Annotated in this window: 14 protein-coding genes and 1 pseudogene; 13 read left to right on the top strand and 2 right to left on the bottom strand. The window is 72.6% G+C overall.

The window, feature by feature from the left end; translation table 11 throughout:
• Both AB0J06_RS19730 and AB0J06_RS19725 read left to right on the top strand, forming a co-directional pair.
• A pseudogene (locus AB0J06_RS19730) lies at window positions 1-2534 on the top strand (DEAD/DEAH box helicase); the annotation flags it as partial.
• A complete protein-coding gene (locus AB0J06_RS19725) occupies window positions 2531-3424 on the top strand; it encodes an SWIM zinc finger family protein (RefSeq protein ID WP_357430380.1) in 894 nt (297 codons plus the stop codon). The pseudogene AB0J06_RS19730 and the gene AB0J06_RS19725, both read left to right, overlap by 4 nt.
• A 91-nt stretch (window positions 3425-3515) precedes the next feature.
• Here AB0J06_RS19725 and AB0J06_RS19720 read toward each other — a convergent pair whose 3' ends face one another.
• The gene (locus tag AB0J06_RS19720) at window positions 3516-3767 is read right to left on the bottom strand and encodes a DUF3040 domain-containing protein (protein ID WP_357430379.1); all 252 of its coding nucleotides are present in this window, start codon (window positions 3765-3767) and stop codon (window positions 3516-3518) included.
• 469 nt (window positions 3768-4236) lie between these two features.
• Between AB0J06_RS19720 and AB0J06_RS19715 the strand changes: the two genes are divergently transcribed.
• The 4 genes from AB0J06_RS19715 to AB0J06_RS19700 all read left to right on the top strand — a co-directional run bounded on the left by AB0J06_RS19715 (window position 4237) and on the right by AB0J06_RS19700 (window position 7247).
• The gene (locus AB0J06_RS19715; RefSeq protein ID WP_357430378.1) at window positions 4237-4443 is read left to right on the top strand and encodes a hypothetical protein; all 207 of its coding nucleotides are present in this window, start codon (window positions 4237-4239) and stop codon (window positions 4441-4443) included.
• A gap of 115 nt (window positions 4444-4558) precedes the next feature.
• A complete protein-coding gene (locus AB0J06_RS19710; RefSeq protein ID WP_357430377.1) occupies window positions 4559-5887 on the top strand; it encodes a ferredoxin reductase family protein in 1329 nt (442 codons plus the stop codon).
• 18 nt (window positions 5888-5905) lie between these two features.
• On the top strand, window positions 5906-6490 hold the full coding sequence (locus AB0J06_RS19705) for an FMN-binding protein (RefSeq protein ID WP_357430376.1): 585 nt from the start codon (window positions 5906-5908) through the stop codon (window positions 6488-6490).
• 34 nt (window positions 6491-6524) lie between these two features.
• Window positions 6525-7247: an FAD:protein FMN transferase gene (locus AB0J06_RS19700; RefSeq protein ID WP_357430388.1), complete on the top strand. Its 723-nt coding sequence runs from the start codon at window positions 6525-6527 to the stop codon at window positions 7245-7247.
• 328 nt (window positions 7248-7575) lie between these two features.
• Here AB0J06_RS19700 and AB0J06_RS19695 read toward each other — a convergent pair whose 3' ends face one another.
• Entirely contained in the window at window positions 7576-8244 is a 669-nt protein-coding gene (locus AB0J06_RS19695; protein WP_357430375.1) for a bifunctional DNA primase/polymerase, read from the bottom strand.
• Window positions 8245-8495: 251 nt separating this feature from the next.
• Between AB0J06_RS19695 and AB0J06_RS19690 the strand changes: the two genes are divergently transcribed.
• The 7 genes from AB0J06_RS19690 to mctP all read left to right on the top strand — a co-directional run bounded on the left by AB0J06_RS19690 (window position 8496) and on the right by mctP (window position 15338).
• Window positions 8496-9725: a helix-turn-helix domain-containing protein gene (locus AB0J06_RS19690; RefSeq protein ID WP_357430387.1), complete on the top strand. Its 1230-nt coding sequence runs from the start codon at window positions 8496-8498 to the stop codon at window positions 9723-9725.
• 16 nt (window positions 9726-9741) lie between these two features.
• Window positions 9742-10314 (top strand): flavoprotein, encoded by a 573-nt coding sequence (locus AB0J06_RS19685; protein WP_357430374.1) that lies wholly within the window; start codon window positions 9742-9744, stop codon window positions 10312-10314.
• A 148-nt stretch (window positions 10315-10462) separates the two neighbouring features.
• On the top strand, window positions 10463-11332 hold the full coding sequence (locus AB0J06_RS19680) for a Nif3-like dinuclear metal center hexameric protein (protein ID WP_357430373.1): 870 nt from the start codon (window positions 10463-10465) through the stop codon (window positions 11330-11332).
• Window positions 11329-12069 carry a C4-type zinc ribbon domain-containing protein gene (locus AB0J06_RS19675; RefSeq protein WP_357430372.1) on the top strand — a complete coding sequence of 247 codons (741 nt, stop codon included), beginning with the start codon at window positions 11329-11331 and terminating at the stop codon, window positions 12067-12069. Before AB0J06_RS19680 ends, AB0J06_RS19675 begins: the two co-directional genes overlap by 4 nt.
• Complete coding sequence (locus AB0J06_RS19670; RefSeq protein WP_357430371.1) at window positions 12066-13274, top strand: bifunctional RNase H/acid phosphatase; 1209 nt, start codon at window positions 12066-12068, stop codon at window positions 13272-13274. Before AB0J06_RS19675 ends, AB0J06_RS19670 begins: the two co-directional genes overlap by 4 nt.
• 155 nt (window positions 13275-13429) lie before the next feature.
• A complete protein-coding gene (locus AB0J06_RS19665) occupies window positions 13430-13669 on the top strand; it encodes a DUF3311 domain-containing protein (protein ID WP_357430370.1) in 240 nt (79 codons plus the stop codon).
• A gap of 7 nt (window positions 13670-13676) precedes the next feature.
• The gene (mctP, locus tag AB0J06_RS19660) at window positions 13677-15338 is read left to right on the top strand and encodes a monocarboxylate uptake permease MctP (RefSeq protein ID WP_357430369.1); all 1662 of its coding nucleotides are present in this window, start codon (window positions 13677-13679) and stop codon (window positions 15336-15338) included.
• Window positions 15339-15351: the final 13 nt, after the last annotated feature.

The raw sequence follows: 15351 nt of genomic DNA, 5'->3' as shown, positions 1-15351 counted from the left end.
CGCCTGAGGTGGAGCGCGCCGCGGTCTAGTGGGGCGATCTGGAGGTGATGATGCTCGAGCTGCCGCCGGCCGCCCGCGCCGCCGCGCCCGACACGTCCGCCGCCGAGCTGGTCGCCGACACACTCGACGCCCTCACCGACGCCGCCGCCCGGGCCGCGCTGGAGGGCGTACGCCTCACCGAGAACCGGCGGGCCACCGGCACCGACGCCGCCGTACGCGCCTGGCTGCGGGCGCTCACCGGCCGGCAGCGCGACGTCGCGGCAGCCCCCGGCGCGCTCGCCACGCTCGACCATGAGCTGCGCGCCTGGCAGCGCGACGCCGCCGGCAGCCCGGTCCGGGCCTGCTTCCGGCTGGTCGAGCCGGTGCTCGAAGACGACGAGGACTCCTGGCGGCTGTGGTTCGCGTTGCAGGCCGCCGACGAACCGAGCCTGGTGGTCGACGCGGACCGGATCTGGGCGGGGCAGGACGGGTTGCGTGCGCTCGCCCGGCACCTCGACGCGCCCGAGGAGACGCTCCTCGCCGAGTTGGGGCGCGCCAGCCGACTCTGGCCCGAACTGGAGGACGCGCTGCGGACGGCGATGCCGGAGGCGCTCGACCTCGACAACGAGGGGGCGCACCGGTTCCTCCGCGACGGCGCGCCGATCCTGCACGCCGCCGGCTTCGGCGTGCTGCTGCCCTCCTGGTGGCAGCGCCCCGCCTCCCGGCTCGGCGCCCGCCTTGCGGCCCGCACCCGCACCGCCCCCGGCACCGTCGCCGCACGCAGCTCACTCGGCCTGGAATCGCTCGTCGACTACCGGTGGGAGCTGGCGCTGGGCGACCATCCACTCTCCGCCGACGAGCTGAAGGATCTCGCCGCCCTCAAGACCCCACTCGTGCGGTTGCGCGGCCAGTGGGTCGAACTCGACGCGAAGCGCCTCGCCGCCGGGCTCAAGCTGCTCCGCTCCGCCGGCGAGATGACCGTGGGCGACCTGCTCCGGCTCGGGCTCGAGCTGCGGGACGACCCCGATGCGCTGCCGGTGCTGGAGGTGACCGCGGACGGTGCGCTCGGCGACCTGCTCGCCGGGCAGGCGGAGCGGCACCTCGCGCCGGTCGACGAGCCGCCCGGCTTCCGGGGGACGCTGCGCCCGTACCAGAAGCGGGGGTTGGCCTGGCTGAGCTTCCTGCAGTCGCTCGGTCTCGGCGGGATCCTCGCGGACGATATGGGATTGGGAAAAACGGTACAAATCCTCTCGCTTCTCGCGCGCGATGAGGCGGCCGGACCGACCCTGCTGGTCTGCCCGATGTCGCTGGTCGGCAACTGGGAACGGGAGGCCGCGAAGTTCGCGCCGGAGTTGCGCGTACACGTCCATCACGGGGCCGACCGGCCGCGCGGCCCGGAGTTCGCCGCGGCCGTGCGCGACGCGGACGTCGTGGTCACCACCTATGCGGTCGCCGCCCGTGACGCGGCGGCGCTCGCCGCCGTCGACTGGCACCGGATCGTGGTGGACGAGGCGCAGGCGATCAAGAACGCCGCCACCCGGCAGGCCGTCGCGCTCCGGTCGCTGCCCGCGCGGCACCGGATCGCGGTCACCGGTACGCCGGTGGAGAACCGCCTCGCCGACCTCTGGTCCATCATGGACTTCGCCAACCCGGGCCTGCTGGGTGGCGCGCCGAGCTTCAAGAAGCGCTATGCCGAGCCGATCGAGCGGCACGGCGACGACGACGCGGCGCAGCGGCTGCGCCGGATCACCGGTCCGTTCGTGCTGCGCCGGGTGAAGTCCGACAAGTCGATCATCGACGATCTGCCGGAGAAACTGGAGATGGAGGTGCTCTGCAACCTCACGGCCGAGCAGGCCTCGCTCTATCAGGCCGTGGTCGACGACATGCTGGCCCGGATCGAGTCCAGCGCGGGGATCGAGCGGCGCGGGCTCGTGCTCGCCACGATGACGAAACTGAAGCAGGTCTGCAACCACCCCGCGCAACTGCTGCGGGACGGCTCGCCGATGCCGGGGCGCTCGGGCAAGCTGGCCCGCCTGGAGGAGCTCCTCGACGAGGTCCTGGCGGCGGGGGAGAAGGCGTTGGTCTTCACTCAGTACGCCGAGTTCGGCAACATGCTGCGCGCCCACCTGTCGGCACGGCTCGGGCGGGAGGTGCTCTACCTGCACGGGGCGGTGGGCAAGTCGGGCCGCGACGAACTGGTGGCGCGTTTCCAGACCGACGCCGGGCCGCCGCTCTTCGTGTTGTCGTTGAAGGCCGGTGGCACCGGGCTCACCCTCACCGCCGCCAACCATGTCGTGCACGTGGACCGGTGGTGGAACCCCGCGGTGGAGGACCAGGCCACCGACCGGGCGTTCCGGATCGGTCAGCGGCGCGCGGTGCAGGTCCGCAAGTTCGTCTGCGCGGGCACCGTGGAGGAGAAGATCTCCGCGATGATCACCGAGAAGCGGGGGCTCGCCGCGAAGATCGTCGGGACCGGCGAGCAGTGGCTGACCGAGCTCTCCACATCGGAGCTGCGGCAGCTCTTCGCGCTGGAGGCGGGAGCGGTGGTCGAATGACAGATTTCTCGGAGTTCGGCAAGCCGCGCCCGGTCGAGGGCGGCCTGCGGGCCCGGACCGCCCGTGGCGCGATCGGACAGTCCTGGTGGTCGCGGCGCTTCGTCGACGTGCTCGAATCGTTCGCGCTCGGCACCCGGCTGACCCGTGGTCGCTCGTACGCCCGCAAGGGGCAGGTGGTCTCGCTCGACATCGCGCCCGGCGAGGTCACCGCCGCGGTGCAGGGCTCCCGGCCCAAGCCGTACGCGGTGCGGGTCGGGCTGCGCGCGTACCCGGAGCCGGTCTGGGAGCGGATCGAGGTGCTCCTCGCCGTCCAGGCGCTCTATGCCGCCCGGCTGCTCGCCGGCGACCTCCCACCCGAGCTGGAGGAGGTCTTCGCGCAGGCGGGCGCGCCGCTCTTCCCGGGCGTCGTGGACGAGCTGCGGATGTCGTGCGACTGCCCCGACTTCGCGGTGCCGTGCAAGCACCTCGCGGCCACCTTCTACCTGCTCGCCGAGGCCTTCGACGCCGACCCGTTCCAGCTGCTGCACTGGCGCGGGCGCGACCGTGATCGCCTGCTCGCCCGGCTCCGCGAGCTGCGCGGGGCGCAGGGGTCCGTCGCGCCGGTGGCCGCCGCCACGGGCGATCCGGAGATGGCGGGCGCCGGCGCCGGTGCGGCGCTCGCCCTCGCCGACCTGCCCCACCTGCCGTTGGCCGAGGCGGTCGAGCGCTTCTGGCTGCCGCCGGTGCCGCTGCCATCCCGCCCGCCGACGCTGGACGCCGCGCCGGACCTGCTGCTGCGTCAACTCGGTCCACCGGCCGCCGTCATCGGTGGGCCGGGCCTGATCGAGCGGCTGCGCCGCGCGTACGAGCGGTTCGCCGCCCGCGACCCCGCCGCCGACTCGCCTGGTTGATCAAGGGATCGGCAGCGTGACACGCCCGCGCGGAGGCGGCGCATCCCTTGATCATCGGGGTCGCCGGCGCGGTGGTGGACCGGGGTGGTGGTCACCAGGGCCGGGCTCGTAGCGCGAGCACGCCGGCCACGCCGAGCAGCGCGACCGACGTCGCGCCGGCCCCCCAGCCACCCATGACGGTCAGGGCCGGCACCGACGCCCAGAGCAGCAGGCTCACGACGATCATGATGCGGTTGCGGCGGGTGGCGGCGGTGTCGCCGAGACGGGCGACGAACTCCGGATCGGTCATCCGCAACTGACGTGCGATCTGGTCGAACCGGCGCTGATCCTCTCTGCTGAGCATGGCGGTGCCCTTCCCCTCATGCGTCAACTCGGGCCACCGGACGGGTACCCACTCCTTCCGGGGTCACGCCGGTCGGCCCCACCGAAGGTGTCGCGGTGGGACGTGCGCGTGACCGGGGTGATCAGGGAGGTGTCCGCGGACCCGCCGGGACCTGCGGCCTGATCACGGGGGTTCTTGGGGGTGTGGTTAGCCGCGACTTAAGTTTGGCTGTGGTCGCCGGCCGCGCGAAGCGCCGCCGGGGCGGCGCCGCGAGCGCCGAAAGCGCCGGTCCGTCCCGGCTGCGGCATTCCCGCCCCCGCGCCGCCTTCTCCAGTTCTGTCTTAAGTGGCCGCGCCAGCGCATCTTCGTGGTCTTGAAGCAGGTCACCGCCGTGGTTACCGTCCCCTACCACCCCACCGCAGCAGCCGCCGAGCCACCGCCCACCGATACCGCGGCTGCTCCGGCGCACCTGGAGAAACCGGATTGATACATGGCTGACCAGAACTACCGGGAGGAGGAGCCGTACCGCGCTCCGCAGTGGATCGGTCCGCAGGGCCTCGGGCGGCCCGGCACGACGTTCCCCGGCCGCGACGGCTTCCGCGTCGACCACCTGGACATGGACCGGGACCGCGCCGACCGCCACGGGACCGACCGCAGGGGTGGCGACGGAATCCCCGGGTTGGACGACGCCCCGTGAAGCTCTACGCGTGACCCGCGCCGCCACGCGCGCCGGCAGAGGTGGTCGGACCGGCACGGGATCCCGGTCCGGCAATCCGCGATCCCAGGGCCGCCCGCGCCGCGTACCCGGGTTCGTGCCGCAGCGGCGCGGATCCGCCGGCCGCCGACTGATCGTGCTGGGCCTCTGGCTGGGGCTGGTCGCCAGCGTGCTGCCCTGGTGGCTGGAGACGCCGCCCGGCTCGGTGCGTGGCACGGACGCGGCGGTGCTCGCGGCCGGACGGATCACCGGCCTGGTCGCCGGTTATCTGCTGTTGCTGCAGGTGCTGCTGATGAGCCGGCTGCCGCTGCTCGAACGGTCGATCGGCACCGAGCGGCTCGCCCGCTGGCACCGCGACCTCGGGGCCACCGTCGTCGTCGCGGTGCTCGCGCACACCGCGCTGATTCTGGTCGGCTACGCCGCTCTTGAGCGGCGTTCGCTGATCGACGAGGCCGGTCTGCTGCTCACCGAGTACGAGGACATGGCCGGCGCGTTCGCGGCTGCCGGCATCATGGTCGCGCTCGGGCTGCTCGGCATCCGGGCCGTGCGCGCGGCGCTGCCCTACGAGCTCTGGTACTACCTGCACCTGTCGAGCTACGCCGTGCTGCTGCTCGGCTTCGGGCACCAGTTCACGCACGGGCAGCAGCTCTTCCGTCCCGGCCCGGTCCGAGCCGGGTGGCTCGCGTTCTACGTCGTCGTGCTGGCCTGCCTGGTCTGGGGGCGGGTCGTCGCGCCGCTCCGGTTCAACCTGCGGCACCGGCTCCGCGTCGCCGATGTCGTCGCGGAGAGCCCCGACGTCATCTCGATCTACCTGACGGGACGGCGACTGGACCGCCTCGACGCCCGTGGCGGCCAGTTCTTCCGCTGGCGCTTCCTCACCACCGGCTGCTGGTGGCAGTCCCACCCGTTCTCGCTCTCCGCCGCGCGGAACGGGCGCTGGCTGCGGCTCACCGTCAAGGTGGTCGGCGCGCACACCGCGGACCTGCGCGATCTCGATCCGGGGACCCGGGTCTGGGCGGCCGGACCGGCCGGCACCTTCACCGCCGCGCACCGCACCCGGCAGCGGGCGCTGCTCATCGCCGGTGGCAGCGGGATCGCCCCGATCCGCGCCCTGCTGGAGGAGCTGCCGCCGGGCGCCGCGCTCATCTACCGCGCCCGCACCCCGGCCGACGTGCTGCTGCACCGCGAGCTCGACTGGCTGGCCGAGGCCCGCGGCACCGACATCTGGTACGTGATCGGCGGCCGCGACGATCCGGGCCCGCGGCAGGTCATGAGCGGCAGGGGGCTGACCCAGCTCGTTCCCGACGTCGCCCGCCGCGACGTCTACCTGTGCGGGCCGCCCGGACTGATCGAGGCGTCCACGTCCGCGCTGCGCGGGGCGGGCGTGCCGCGGCGGCAGATCCATCTGGCCACGTTCGAGCTGTAGCGGAGGAGGTTCCCTCAGATGCGTCGCGCCGTCTTCGCCATCACCGCTCTCGCCGCCAGCACGACCCTGCTGGTGGTGTTCAAGGGTGGGCCCGCGGCCACCGAGGTCGCGCAGAACCGGCCGGCCGGCAGGACCGGCGGATCGGGCACGCCGGCGATCGCCGGCGCCCCACCCACCGGTCCGCGGTCCGGCGTCGTTCCGACCGCCGGGACCGGGGCGAGCCGACCGGCCGCGCCCCGGCAGACCGGCAAGGCGCCCGCCGCGCCGCCTCCGGCGCGGAAGGCGCCCGCGCCGCCAGCGAACACCCCCTTCACGGTGACCGGTCCGATCGTCACCAACAATTTCGGCCAGATCCGGGTGCGGGTCACGATGACGGGGAGCCGGATCACCAACGTGACCGCCGTGGCGCTGCCGCGGGGGACCGCGGAGTCCAGCCGGCGCAGCGACAGCGTCGACGACCGGTACAGCGGGAACGCCGGGCAGGCCGTGAGCCGGCAGGGCGCCAACCTCGACACGGTCTCCGGGGCGACCGCCACCAGCGACAGCTACCGCAGCTCCCTGGCGGCGGCGATCGACGCCGCCGCCGCGGGTCGGCGTGGCTGAGCAGCGGCCCGGGTTGCGCCGGGTCGAGCAGCTCATGGGGACGACGATCAGTCTCGACCTCGCCGACGACCTGCCGCCGTCGAGGCTCGCCGAGCTCGCGGACGAGGTCTTCACCTGGCTGCGCGAGGTCGACCGGCGGTTCAGCACGTACCGACCGGAGAGTGAGGTCTGCCGGCTCGACCGGCGCGAACTGCTGCACCGCGAGCTCTCCGCCGATCTGCGTACGGTGCTGACCCGCTGCGCCGACCTGTGGCGCGAGACCGACGGCTACTTCGACAGCTACGCCACCGGCCGGCTCGACCCGTCCGGCTACGTCAAGGGCTGGGCGGCGCAGGTCGCCTCCGACCGGCTGCTCGCCGCCGGCGCGCTCAACCACTGCGTCAATGCCGGCGGCGACGTGCGGGTACGGGGCCGCAACGCCGACGGCGGGCCGTGGCGGATCGGCATCCGGCATCCGTGGGACCCGGAGCGGACCGCGTGGGTGCTGACCGGCACCGATCTCGCCGTGGCGACGTCAGGGGTGTACGAGCGCGGTCCGCACGTGTTCGACCCCCGCCGCGGCGTGCCGGCCTGGGGGCTGCGCTCGGTGACGGTGGTCGGACCGGATCTCGGCACCGCGGACGCGTACGCGACGGCGGCGGTCGCGATGGGCGCGGCGGGCGCGGACTGGGTGGTCGGCCTGTCCGGGTACGACTGCGCCGTGGTCACGGAGGACGAGCGCCGCGTCCGCTCCGCCGGGCTGCCGGTGGCCCGATAGCGGCGTTCAGCCCCGCAGCGGCGTGACCCGCACCGGGCGGTGGGTGCCGGCCGGCCGGGAACCGGTCGGGCGTGAGCTGCCCGGACCGGAGCCGCCGGGGCGGGTCCCGGCCCATCGGGCCAGGTGAGAAACACCATCGAGGGACTCGACCCAGTCGATCAACCGCATTACGTTGAGACCTAACATGTCCGCCCCCGCCCGCGCCCCGACCAGGGCCGCTAACTGCGTTAACGACCGCCGAGCCGGGCGGTCGCTGCGTCGCGACCGCGGGACGGGCGTGCCGATACCGCTACCATCGGCGGTCGTGCACCCCTTCGCCGCGCCCCGCCTACGTCGCGCGGTTCAGCCGAGGCAGCGGTCGGGGCAGCCGGCTGGTGGTGAGATGACGCGGCGACGTGTTCCGCGCGTTGATCAACATCCCCTGCACGACGTACGAGTCGGGAAGCTGCCAGCGGGTCTCCTCCGGCGCCACCACCCACCGCACCGGGCCCTCGGGGAGCACCGTCGGTGGCGCGGGGATCCACGAGCCGCGACCGTGCCGCACCACGTCGAGCGAGCCGTCGAATTCGGGGCGGAGCGGGCCACCGGGGCGTACCAGGAACATCCAGCGCCCGTTCGGTGTCACCGCCACCGGCCCGCGGACCTGGCTGTTGCCGGGACCGGCCAGTCGGGCGTGCAACCGGGCCGCGCCGAGCACCCAGAGCCCGAGGTGCGCGGGCACCTCCAGGACGTCGAAGCCATGGCCGGTCGCGAGCAGCACGGCGTGCGGATGTCGCCGCCACCACGCGGCGATCTGCGTCGCATCGTTGGAGGCGGCCTGCTCCCAGTGCTCGAGAGCCGGGTGGCAGCCGGTGGTCGGGCAGCCAGGTCGGCCGCATTCGAAGCGCCCGCGGTCCAGGCGGGCGCCGGGTGTCACTTCCCACCCGTGATTCGCGTAACGCAGGGCACGGTTCCGCAACCGCGTCCTGGTCAACGAGAGCCGATCGCGCCACCCCATGGTTGGACCCCCCCAACCTTGCTGGCCGGCGTCACGCCAGCCATTGATCACCGTCACCGGAACGTCTCATGGTCGTTGCCATTTACAGGCACGTATTTGCAACTTGCATCAAAAATTACGATCGTCGGTCGACGCGGCAACGCACATGCTGTGCGACCAGCACCAAGGAGTGACACTCGCCCGCGCCGCCACGCGACTGAGTCAACAACCGACACGGGGACGTCCGAGACGCAAGGGGGGAGGGGATGAACGTGGATGAGCTGCCAATAGGGCGCCGCGTGGCCTACTGGCGGGGTCGCCGCAAGATGTCGCAGCAGGTCTTCGCCGACCGGCTGGGAAAGTCCAAGAGCTGGGTTGACAAGGTCGAGCGGGGGGTCCGCCGGCTGGACAAGTTCTCGGTGGTCTACGAGATCGCCGACGTGCTGCAGCTCGACGTGCAACTCCTGCTCGGCAAGGAGCCCGAGCGGCGGCCGGACAGCATCAGCTGCATCGACCAGGTCGAGGTGGAGGAGATCCGCGCCGCCCTCGAGCGCTACGACTGCATCAGCGCGTTCTTCGACGCCGTGCCGCAGCCGCCGCCGCTGGGCGAGATCCGCAAGGCCGTCAGCCACGCCTGGCTGACCTATCAGCACGCCAAGTACGGCGTGCTCGCCCGCGCGCTGCCCAAGCTGCTGCGCGACGCGCAGGCCGCCGACACCGCGTACGGCACCGGGGACGAGGGGCGTGAGGGCGCCCATCTGCTCGGGCAGGTCTACCAGATCGCCTCCTCCGCGCTGCGCAAGCTCGGTGAGCACGAGCTCTCCTGGCTCGCCGCCGACCGTTCCATCGCCGTCTCCCAGCGGGCCGGCGACCCGCTGCTCGCCGGGGTCGCCACCTACCGGGTGGGCAACGCGCTGCTCGCTCTCGGGCGGGCCCGCCCCGCGCTCGAGGTCAACGTCAACATCGCCAACCGGCTGGCCCCCGGCAGCGGCAACGACGCTAGTCCGCAGCGGCTCTCGGTCTACGGGATGCTCCTGCTGCAGGGGGCGATGGCGGCGGCCCGCATCGGTGACAGCGCGACCGTCCGTGACCTGGTGCACGGCGCCGACGAGGCGGCCCGCGCGCTCGGCGGCGACCACAACCACTACTGGACCAGCTTCGGTCCGACCAACGTCCAGCTGCACCGGGCCGCCGCCGCCGTCGAACTGGGCGAGGGGCGGTACGCCGTCGACACCCACGAGATGATCGACGGTGAGGGCTTCGCGGCCCTGCTGCCGGAGCGGCGCGCCCACCACCTGCTCGACATCGCCCGCGGCTACACGCAACTCGGCGACGTCGACAAGGCGAGCGAGATGCTGTTGGAAGGGGACCGGCTGGCGCCGGCGGAGATCCGTTGCCGACCGATCGCGCACGAGGTGATGTCCGACGTGCTGCGCCGGACCCGGGGCACGCCGCCGGTGCCGATCGCGGAGTTGGCCGAGCACATGGGAGTGAGCGTATGACGCGGGTCCGGGCGGCATGATCGGGCGATCCTCCACCCGCGGCGTCCTCTACGTGATCTGCTGCGGGTCGCCCGCCGCCCGCAACGTCGACGTGCTGATCAGGATGGCGCAGCACGAGAACTGGGAGGTCTGCGTGGTGGTCACGCCCGACGGGCGCAAGTTCGTCGACGTGCCGGCCATCGTCGTGCAGACCGGATATCCGGTGCGCACCTCGTACAAGAACCCCGGCGACCCGGACGTGCTGCCCGCGCCCGATGCGATCATCGTGGCGCCGGCCACCGTCAACACGGTCAACAAGTGGGCGGCCGGGATCGCCGACACGTTGGCGCTGGGGCTCGTGGTCGAGGGCCAGGGCAAGGGGCTGCCGATCGTCGCGGTTCCGTTCACCAACGCGGCGATGGCCGCGCACCCCGCCTTCCAGGAGAGCATCGCCCGGCTGCGGAGCTGGGGGGTCAGCGTTCTCTTCGGCGACGACGTCATCCCGTTGCACGCGCCGGGCACCGGCGACCAGCACCTCGACAGGTTTCCCTGGCGGAAGGCGCTCGACGCGGTCGGTCTGCGCCTGGCCACCCGCAACCATCACCACTGACGTCGGGAGCGGGTCAGCCAGCGCTGCCCCGTGGATCAAGGTCTTTCCGGTGGATCACGGACGAGTTCACATGATCGGAGATCAATCCATGTGAACAAGTCCTTGATCGACCGGGAAGCGGGGGCGGGGGTGGGTAAGCTGGGCCGCCGTGAGCACAACTGGATCCCCCGCGGTGCGCGTGGCCGACGTAGTGGCAGCGCTGGACCGGCGTTACCCACCGGCCTGGGCGGAGCAGTGGGACCGGGTGGGGCTGGTGCTCGGTGAGCCGAGCGGCCCGGTGCGGCGGGTCCTCTGCGTGGTCGACTGCGTGCCGGAGACCGTCGCGGAGGCGCTCGACGCCGGCGCCGACATGATCGTCGCCCACCACCCGCTGCTGCTGCGCGGGGTCTCGTCAGTCGCGGCCACCACCTACAAGGGCCGGATCATCCATCAGCTCATCAAGAGCGATGTCGCCCTCTACGTCGCCCACACCAACGCCGACGTCGCCAATCCCGGCGTCTCCGACGCGCTCGCCGCCCGGCTCGGGCTGCGTGACCTGCGCCCGCTGCACCCGGCCGCGCCGGGCAGCCCGGCAGGGGGCGGGGGGCGGGGCGCCGGACGGATCGGCCGGCTGCCCGAACCGCTCACCCTGGCCGCGCTGACCGCGCTCGCCGCCCGCGCGCTGCCCCCCACCGCCTGGGGCGTACGCGCCGCGGGTGACCCGGACCGCGTGATCGAGACGGTCGCGGTCAGCGGCGGGGCGGGCGACTCGTTCCTCGCCGCCGCGGCCGACGCCGGCGTCGACGCCTTCCTCACCGCCGATCTGCGCCACCATCCCGCCAGCGAGCACCTCGCCGGCGGCGGTCCGGCGCTGCTCGACGCCGCCCACTGGGCGACCGAACGTCCCTGGCTTGACGAGCTCGCGGCCCACCTGCGCGACACCCTCGGGCTGCAGACGGTCGTGTCCGACCTCGACACCGATCCGTGGACGCTGCACGCCCCATCCGACGTACCGACCGTGAAGGAGCCCCGACCGTGAAGGCCGACCCGCAAGCCCAGCGCCGCCTGCTCGACCTGCAGGCCATCGACACCGCGCTCGCCCAGCTCGCCCACCGGCGCCGCACCCTGCCCGAGTACGCCGAGGTGGAGGCGTTGGCCCGGCAGGTGTCGGCGCTGGAGGACGAGCGGGTGCGGGCGCAGGTGGCGGTCGACGACATCGACCGGGACATCGCCCGGCTGGAGAAGGACATCGACCAGGTCCGGGTCCGCAAGGACAAGGACCAGGCCCGGCTCACCCTGGGTACGGGGCCGGCCCGTGAGCTCACCGCGCTGGAGCACGAGATGGTCTCGCTCAACCGGCGGCAGACCGAGCTCGAGGACGCCGAGTTGGAGCTGATGGAGCAGCGGGAGACCGCGCAGAGCGTGCTCACCGCGGTCGAGGAGCGGCTGGCGGCGGCGCTGGAGCGGCGCGCGGAGACCGAGGCGCGGCGCGACCAGGCGCTCGCGGAGATCGCGAAGGACGCGGAGTTCAAGAGCGGCGCGCGAGAGCCGCTCGCCGCGGATCTTCCGGCCGACCTGGTCACGCTCTACGACAAGATCCGCGAGGCCTCCGGCGGGCTCGGCGCGGCGCTGCTCACCGGTGGCCGGTGCGGCGGCTGCCGGCTCGAGCTGTTCGGCAGTGAGCGGGGCCGGATCAAGGCGGCCGCCCCCGACGAGGTGGTGCGCTGCGAGGAGTGCCGTCGGATCATGGTGCGGACCGCCGAGTCGGGTCTGTGACCGCCCACCTGAAGGTCATCGTCGAGGCCGACGGCGGGTCGCGCGGCAATCCGGGACCGGCCGGCTACGGCGCGGTGGTGTTCGCGGCCGGTAACCGCGAGGTGCTCGCCGAGCGGTCCGAGTCGATCGGCGTGGCGACCAACAACGTCGCGGAGTACGGCGGGCTGATCGCGGGCCTGGAGGCCGCGGCCGAACTCGGGGCGACCGAGGTCGAGGTCCGGATGGACTCGAAGCTCGTCGTGGAGCAGATGAGCGGCCGCTGGCAGATCAAGAACCCGGGCCTGCGCCCGCTGGCGGCCACGGCGGCGGCGTTGAGCCGCCGCTTCGACTCGATCACCTACGGCTGGATTCCGCGGGAGCGCAACAAGCACGCCGATGCGCTGGCCAACGCGGCGATGGACGTGGCGGCGGGGAAGACCCCGAAGACCGTCCGTACGGTCGAGGTCGCCGAGCCGGAACCCGAGGTGCGCGAGGTGGCCGCGGCGGACTCCCCGGCCCGCGCACTGGCCCGGGAGGTGGCGGCGCAGGCCGCCAACCGGCGCCCCACGGCCGGCACCTCGTGGGAGCCGCGTGCGGCGTCGGCGGCGACCCGGCTGGTGCTGGTCCGGCACGGCGAGACCGAGCGCACGGCGCAGCGCCGCTACTCCGGCCGCGGCGACGTGCCGCTCTCCGAGCGCGGCACCGCGCAGGCGGCGGCGACGGGCGCGCGGATCGCCGCGCTGACCCCGTCGGTCGCGGCCGTGGTCACGTCACCGTTGTCCCGGTGTACGGCGACCGCCGAGGCGATCGCCGCGTCGCTCGGCGGGGTGCCCGTGGTGCCCGAGCGGGATCTGGTCGAGTGCGACTTCGGTGAGTGGGAGGGGTGCACGTTCGCGGAGGTGCGGGAGCGGTGGCCGGCCGAGATGGACGCGTGGCTCGCCTCGACCGCGGTGGCCCCGCCCGGTGGCGAGGCGTTCACCGAGGTCGGCACGCGGGTGCGCCGGGCGGTCGCCGGCCTGCTGCAGACGTACCGGGGGGAGACCGTGGTGGTCGTCTCACACGTCTCCCCGTTGAAGATCATGCTGCGCGACGCCCTGGGCGCCGGCGACGCCCTCCTGCACCGGCTCTATCTCGACCCGGCCGGGCTCTCCATCGTGGACACCTGGCCGGACGGCGGGGTGGCCGTGCGGACGGTCAACGACACCGCCCACCTTGTGTCTGAATAGTCCGTTCGTCATCGCGGAGCGCCGGGTGGATCGCCACTCGGCGCAGCGCGCGGCCCGTTCAGCGCGTCACCGCGACCGCGCTCGGTGACCGCCGTCACACCATGGTTACCCTGCGGCCGATTCGTGAGATCGCGACGGTCCCGGGAGGTACCGGCATGAGTGAACCCGCCGAAGGCGCGGCGCCGCAGACCGCGGTGTCCAGAGCCAAAGACCGCAGTCCGTGGAACTGGCTGCTTTTCGTGCCGATCGTGGTGCCGCTGCTCACCCCTCTGTTCAACCGCGACGCACCACGGCTGTTCGGCTTCCCCGCCTTCTACTGGCTGCAGTTCGCCTTCATCCTGATCGGCGTCACCACCACGACGCTGGTCTACCAGATGACCAGGAAGCGGGGGTGACGCGACGATGTGGCGCGACCATCTGACCCAGATCATCGTCTTCACCGGGCTCTTCCTGTTCGTCAGCGCGATGGGGTTCTTCGCGGCGCGTTGGCGCGCCCCGAACGACATGGCGCACCTCGACGAATGGGGGCTGGGCGGCCGCAACTTCGGCGGCTGGATCACCTGGTTCCTCCTCGGCGGTGACCTCTACACGGCGTACACCTTCGTCGCGGTGCCGGCGCTGCTCTTCGGCGCCGGGGCGGCGGGCTTCTTCGCGGTGCCCTACACCGTGATCATCTATCCGATGGTGTTCCTGGTGCTGGTGCGGCTCTGGTCGGTGTCCCACCGGCACGGCTTCGTCACCCCCGCCGACTTCGTCCGCGCCCGGTTCGGCTCGCCGACCCTCGCCCTGATCATCGCCGTCACCGGCCTCACCGCCACCATGCCCTACATCGCGTTGCAGCTCGTCGGCATCGAGTCGGTGCTCAAGACGATGGGCGTGACCGGGGAGGGCGTGATCGCGCGGCACCTGCCGATCATCATCGCCTTCGCCATCCTGGCCGCCTACACCTACCAGTCGGGCCTGCGGGCCCCGGCGCTGATCGCGTTCGTCAAGGACACGCTGATCTACATCGTGATCCTGGTGACCGTCATCTACATCCCGTACAAGCTGGGCGGTTGGGGGAAGATCTTCGACGCCGCGGACGCGAAGTTCGCCGCGTCCCCGTCACCGAACGACGGGGTGCTGCTCAACCCGAACAACCAACTGCAGTACATCACCCTGGCGCTCGGTTCGGCGCTGGCGCTCTTCCTCTACCCGCACAGCCTCACCAGCGTGCTGGCGAGCAAGAACCGCGACGTCATCAAGCGCAACATGTCGGCGCTGCCGGCGTACAGCTTCCTGCTCGGGCTGATCGCGCTGCTCGGTTTCATGGCGATCGCCGCAGGGGTCAAGCCGCTGCCCGGTTCGACGCCGGGGACGGTCGACAACAACACCGTGGTGCCGCTCCTGTTCGACCAGCAGTTCCCGGCCTGGTTCGCCGGGGTGGCGTTCGCCGCGATCGGCATCGGCGCGCTCGTCCCGGCGGCCATCATGTCCATCGCCGCGGCCAACCTCTTCACCCGCAACATCTACAAGGAATACCTGCGGCGCGACGCCACGCCGGCGCAGGAGGCGAACGTCTCGAAGATCACCTCGCTGGTGGTGAAGATCGGCGCGGTCGCCTGCATCGTCTTCCTCGACCCGCAGTTCTCCATCGATCTGCAGCTGATCGGCGGCGTCATCATCCTGCAGACGTTGCCCGCGGTCGCCCTGGGGCTTTACACCCGCTGGTTCCACCGGGGCGCGCTCATCTCCGGCTGGGCGGCGGGGATGGGGCTCGGGATGTGGATGCTCTACCAGATCCCCAACCCGGCATCCAAGCGCGCCCACTTCGGCGGGTCCGCGTTCCCGCTGAAGGAGTTCGGCTTCGACACCCCGAGGACGGTCTACGTCGGTCTGATCGCCGTGCTGGTCAACCTGCTGGTGGCCGTGGTCGTGACGCTGATCCTGCGGGCGGCCAAGGTGCCCGAGGGGGTCGACGGTACGGCCCGGGAGGACTACTTCGCCGACGAGACCGACCCGCGGATCGTCAAGGAGCCGCGCGACGGGGCGCCCGCGCCGGTGCAGCCCGCACCGCAGGTCTGAGCTGACAGCAAGG

Source organism: Micromonospora sp. NPDC049679 (assembly GCF_040659735.1).
GTDB lineage: Bacteria > Actinomycetota > Actinomycetes > Mycobacteriales > Micromonosporaceae > Micromonospora_I.
Note: the sequence above shows the minus strand (reverse complement) of the source record. Positions and strands in the feature narration are given on the sequence as shown.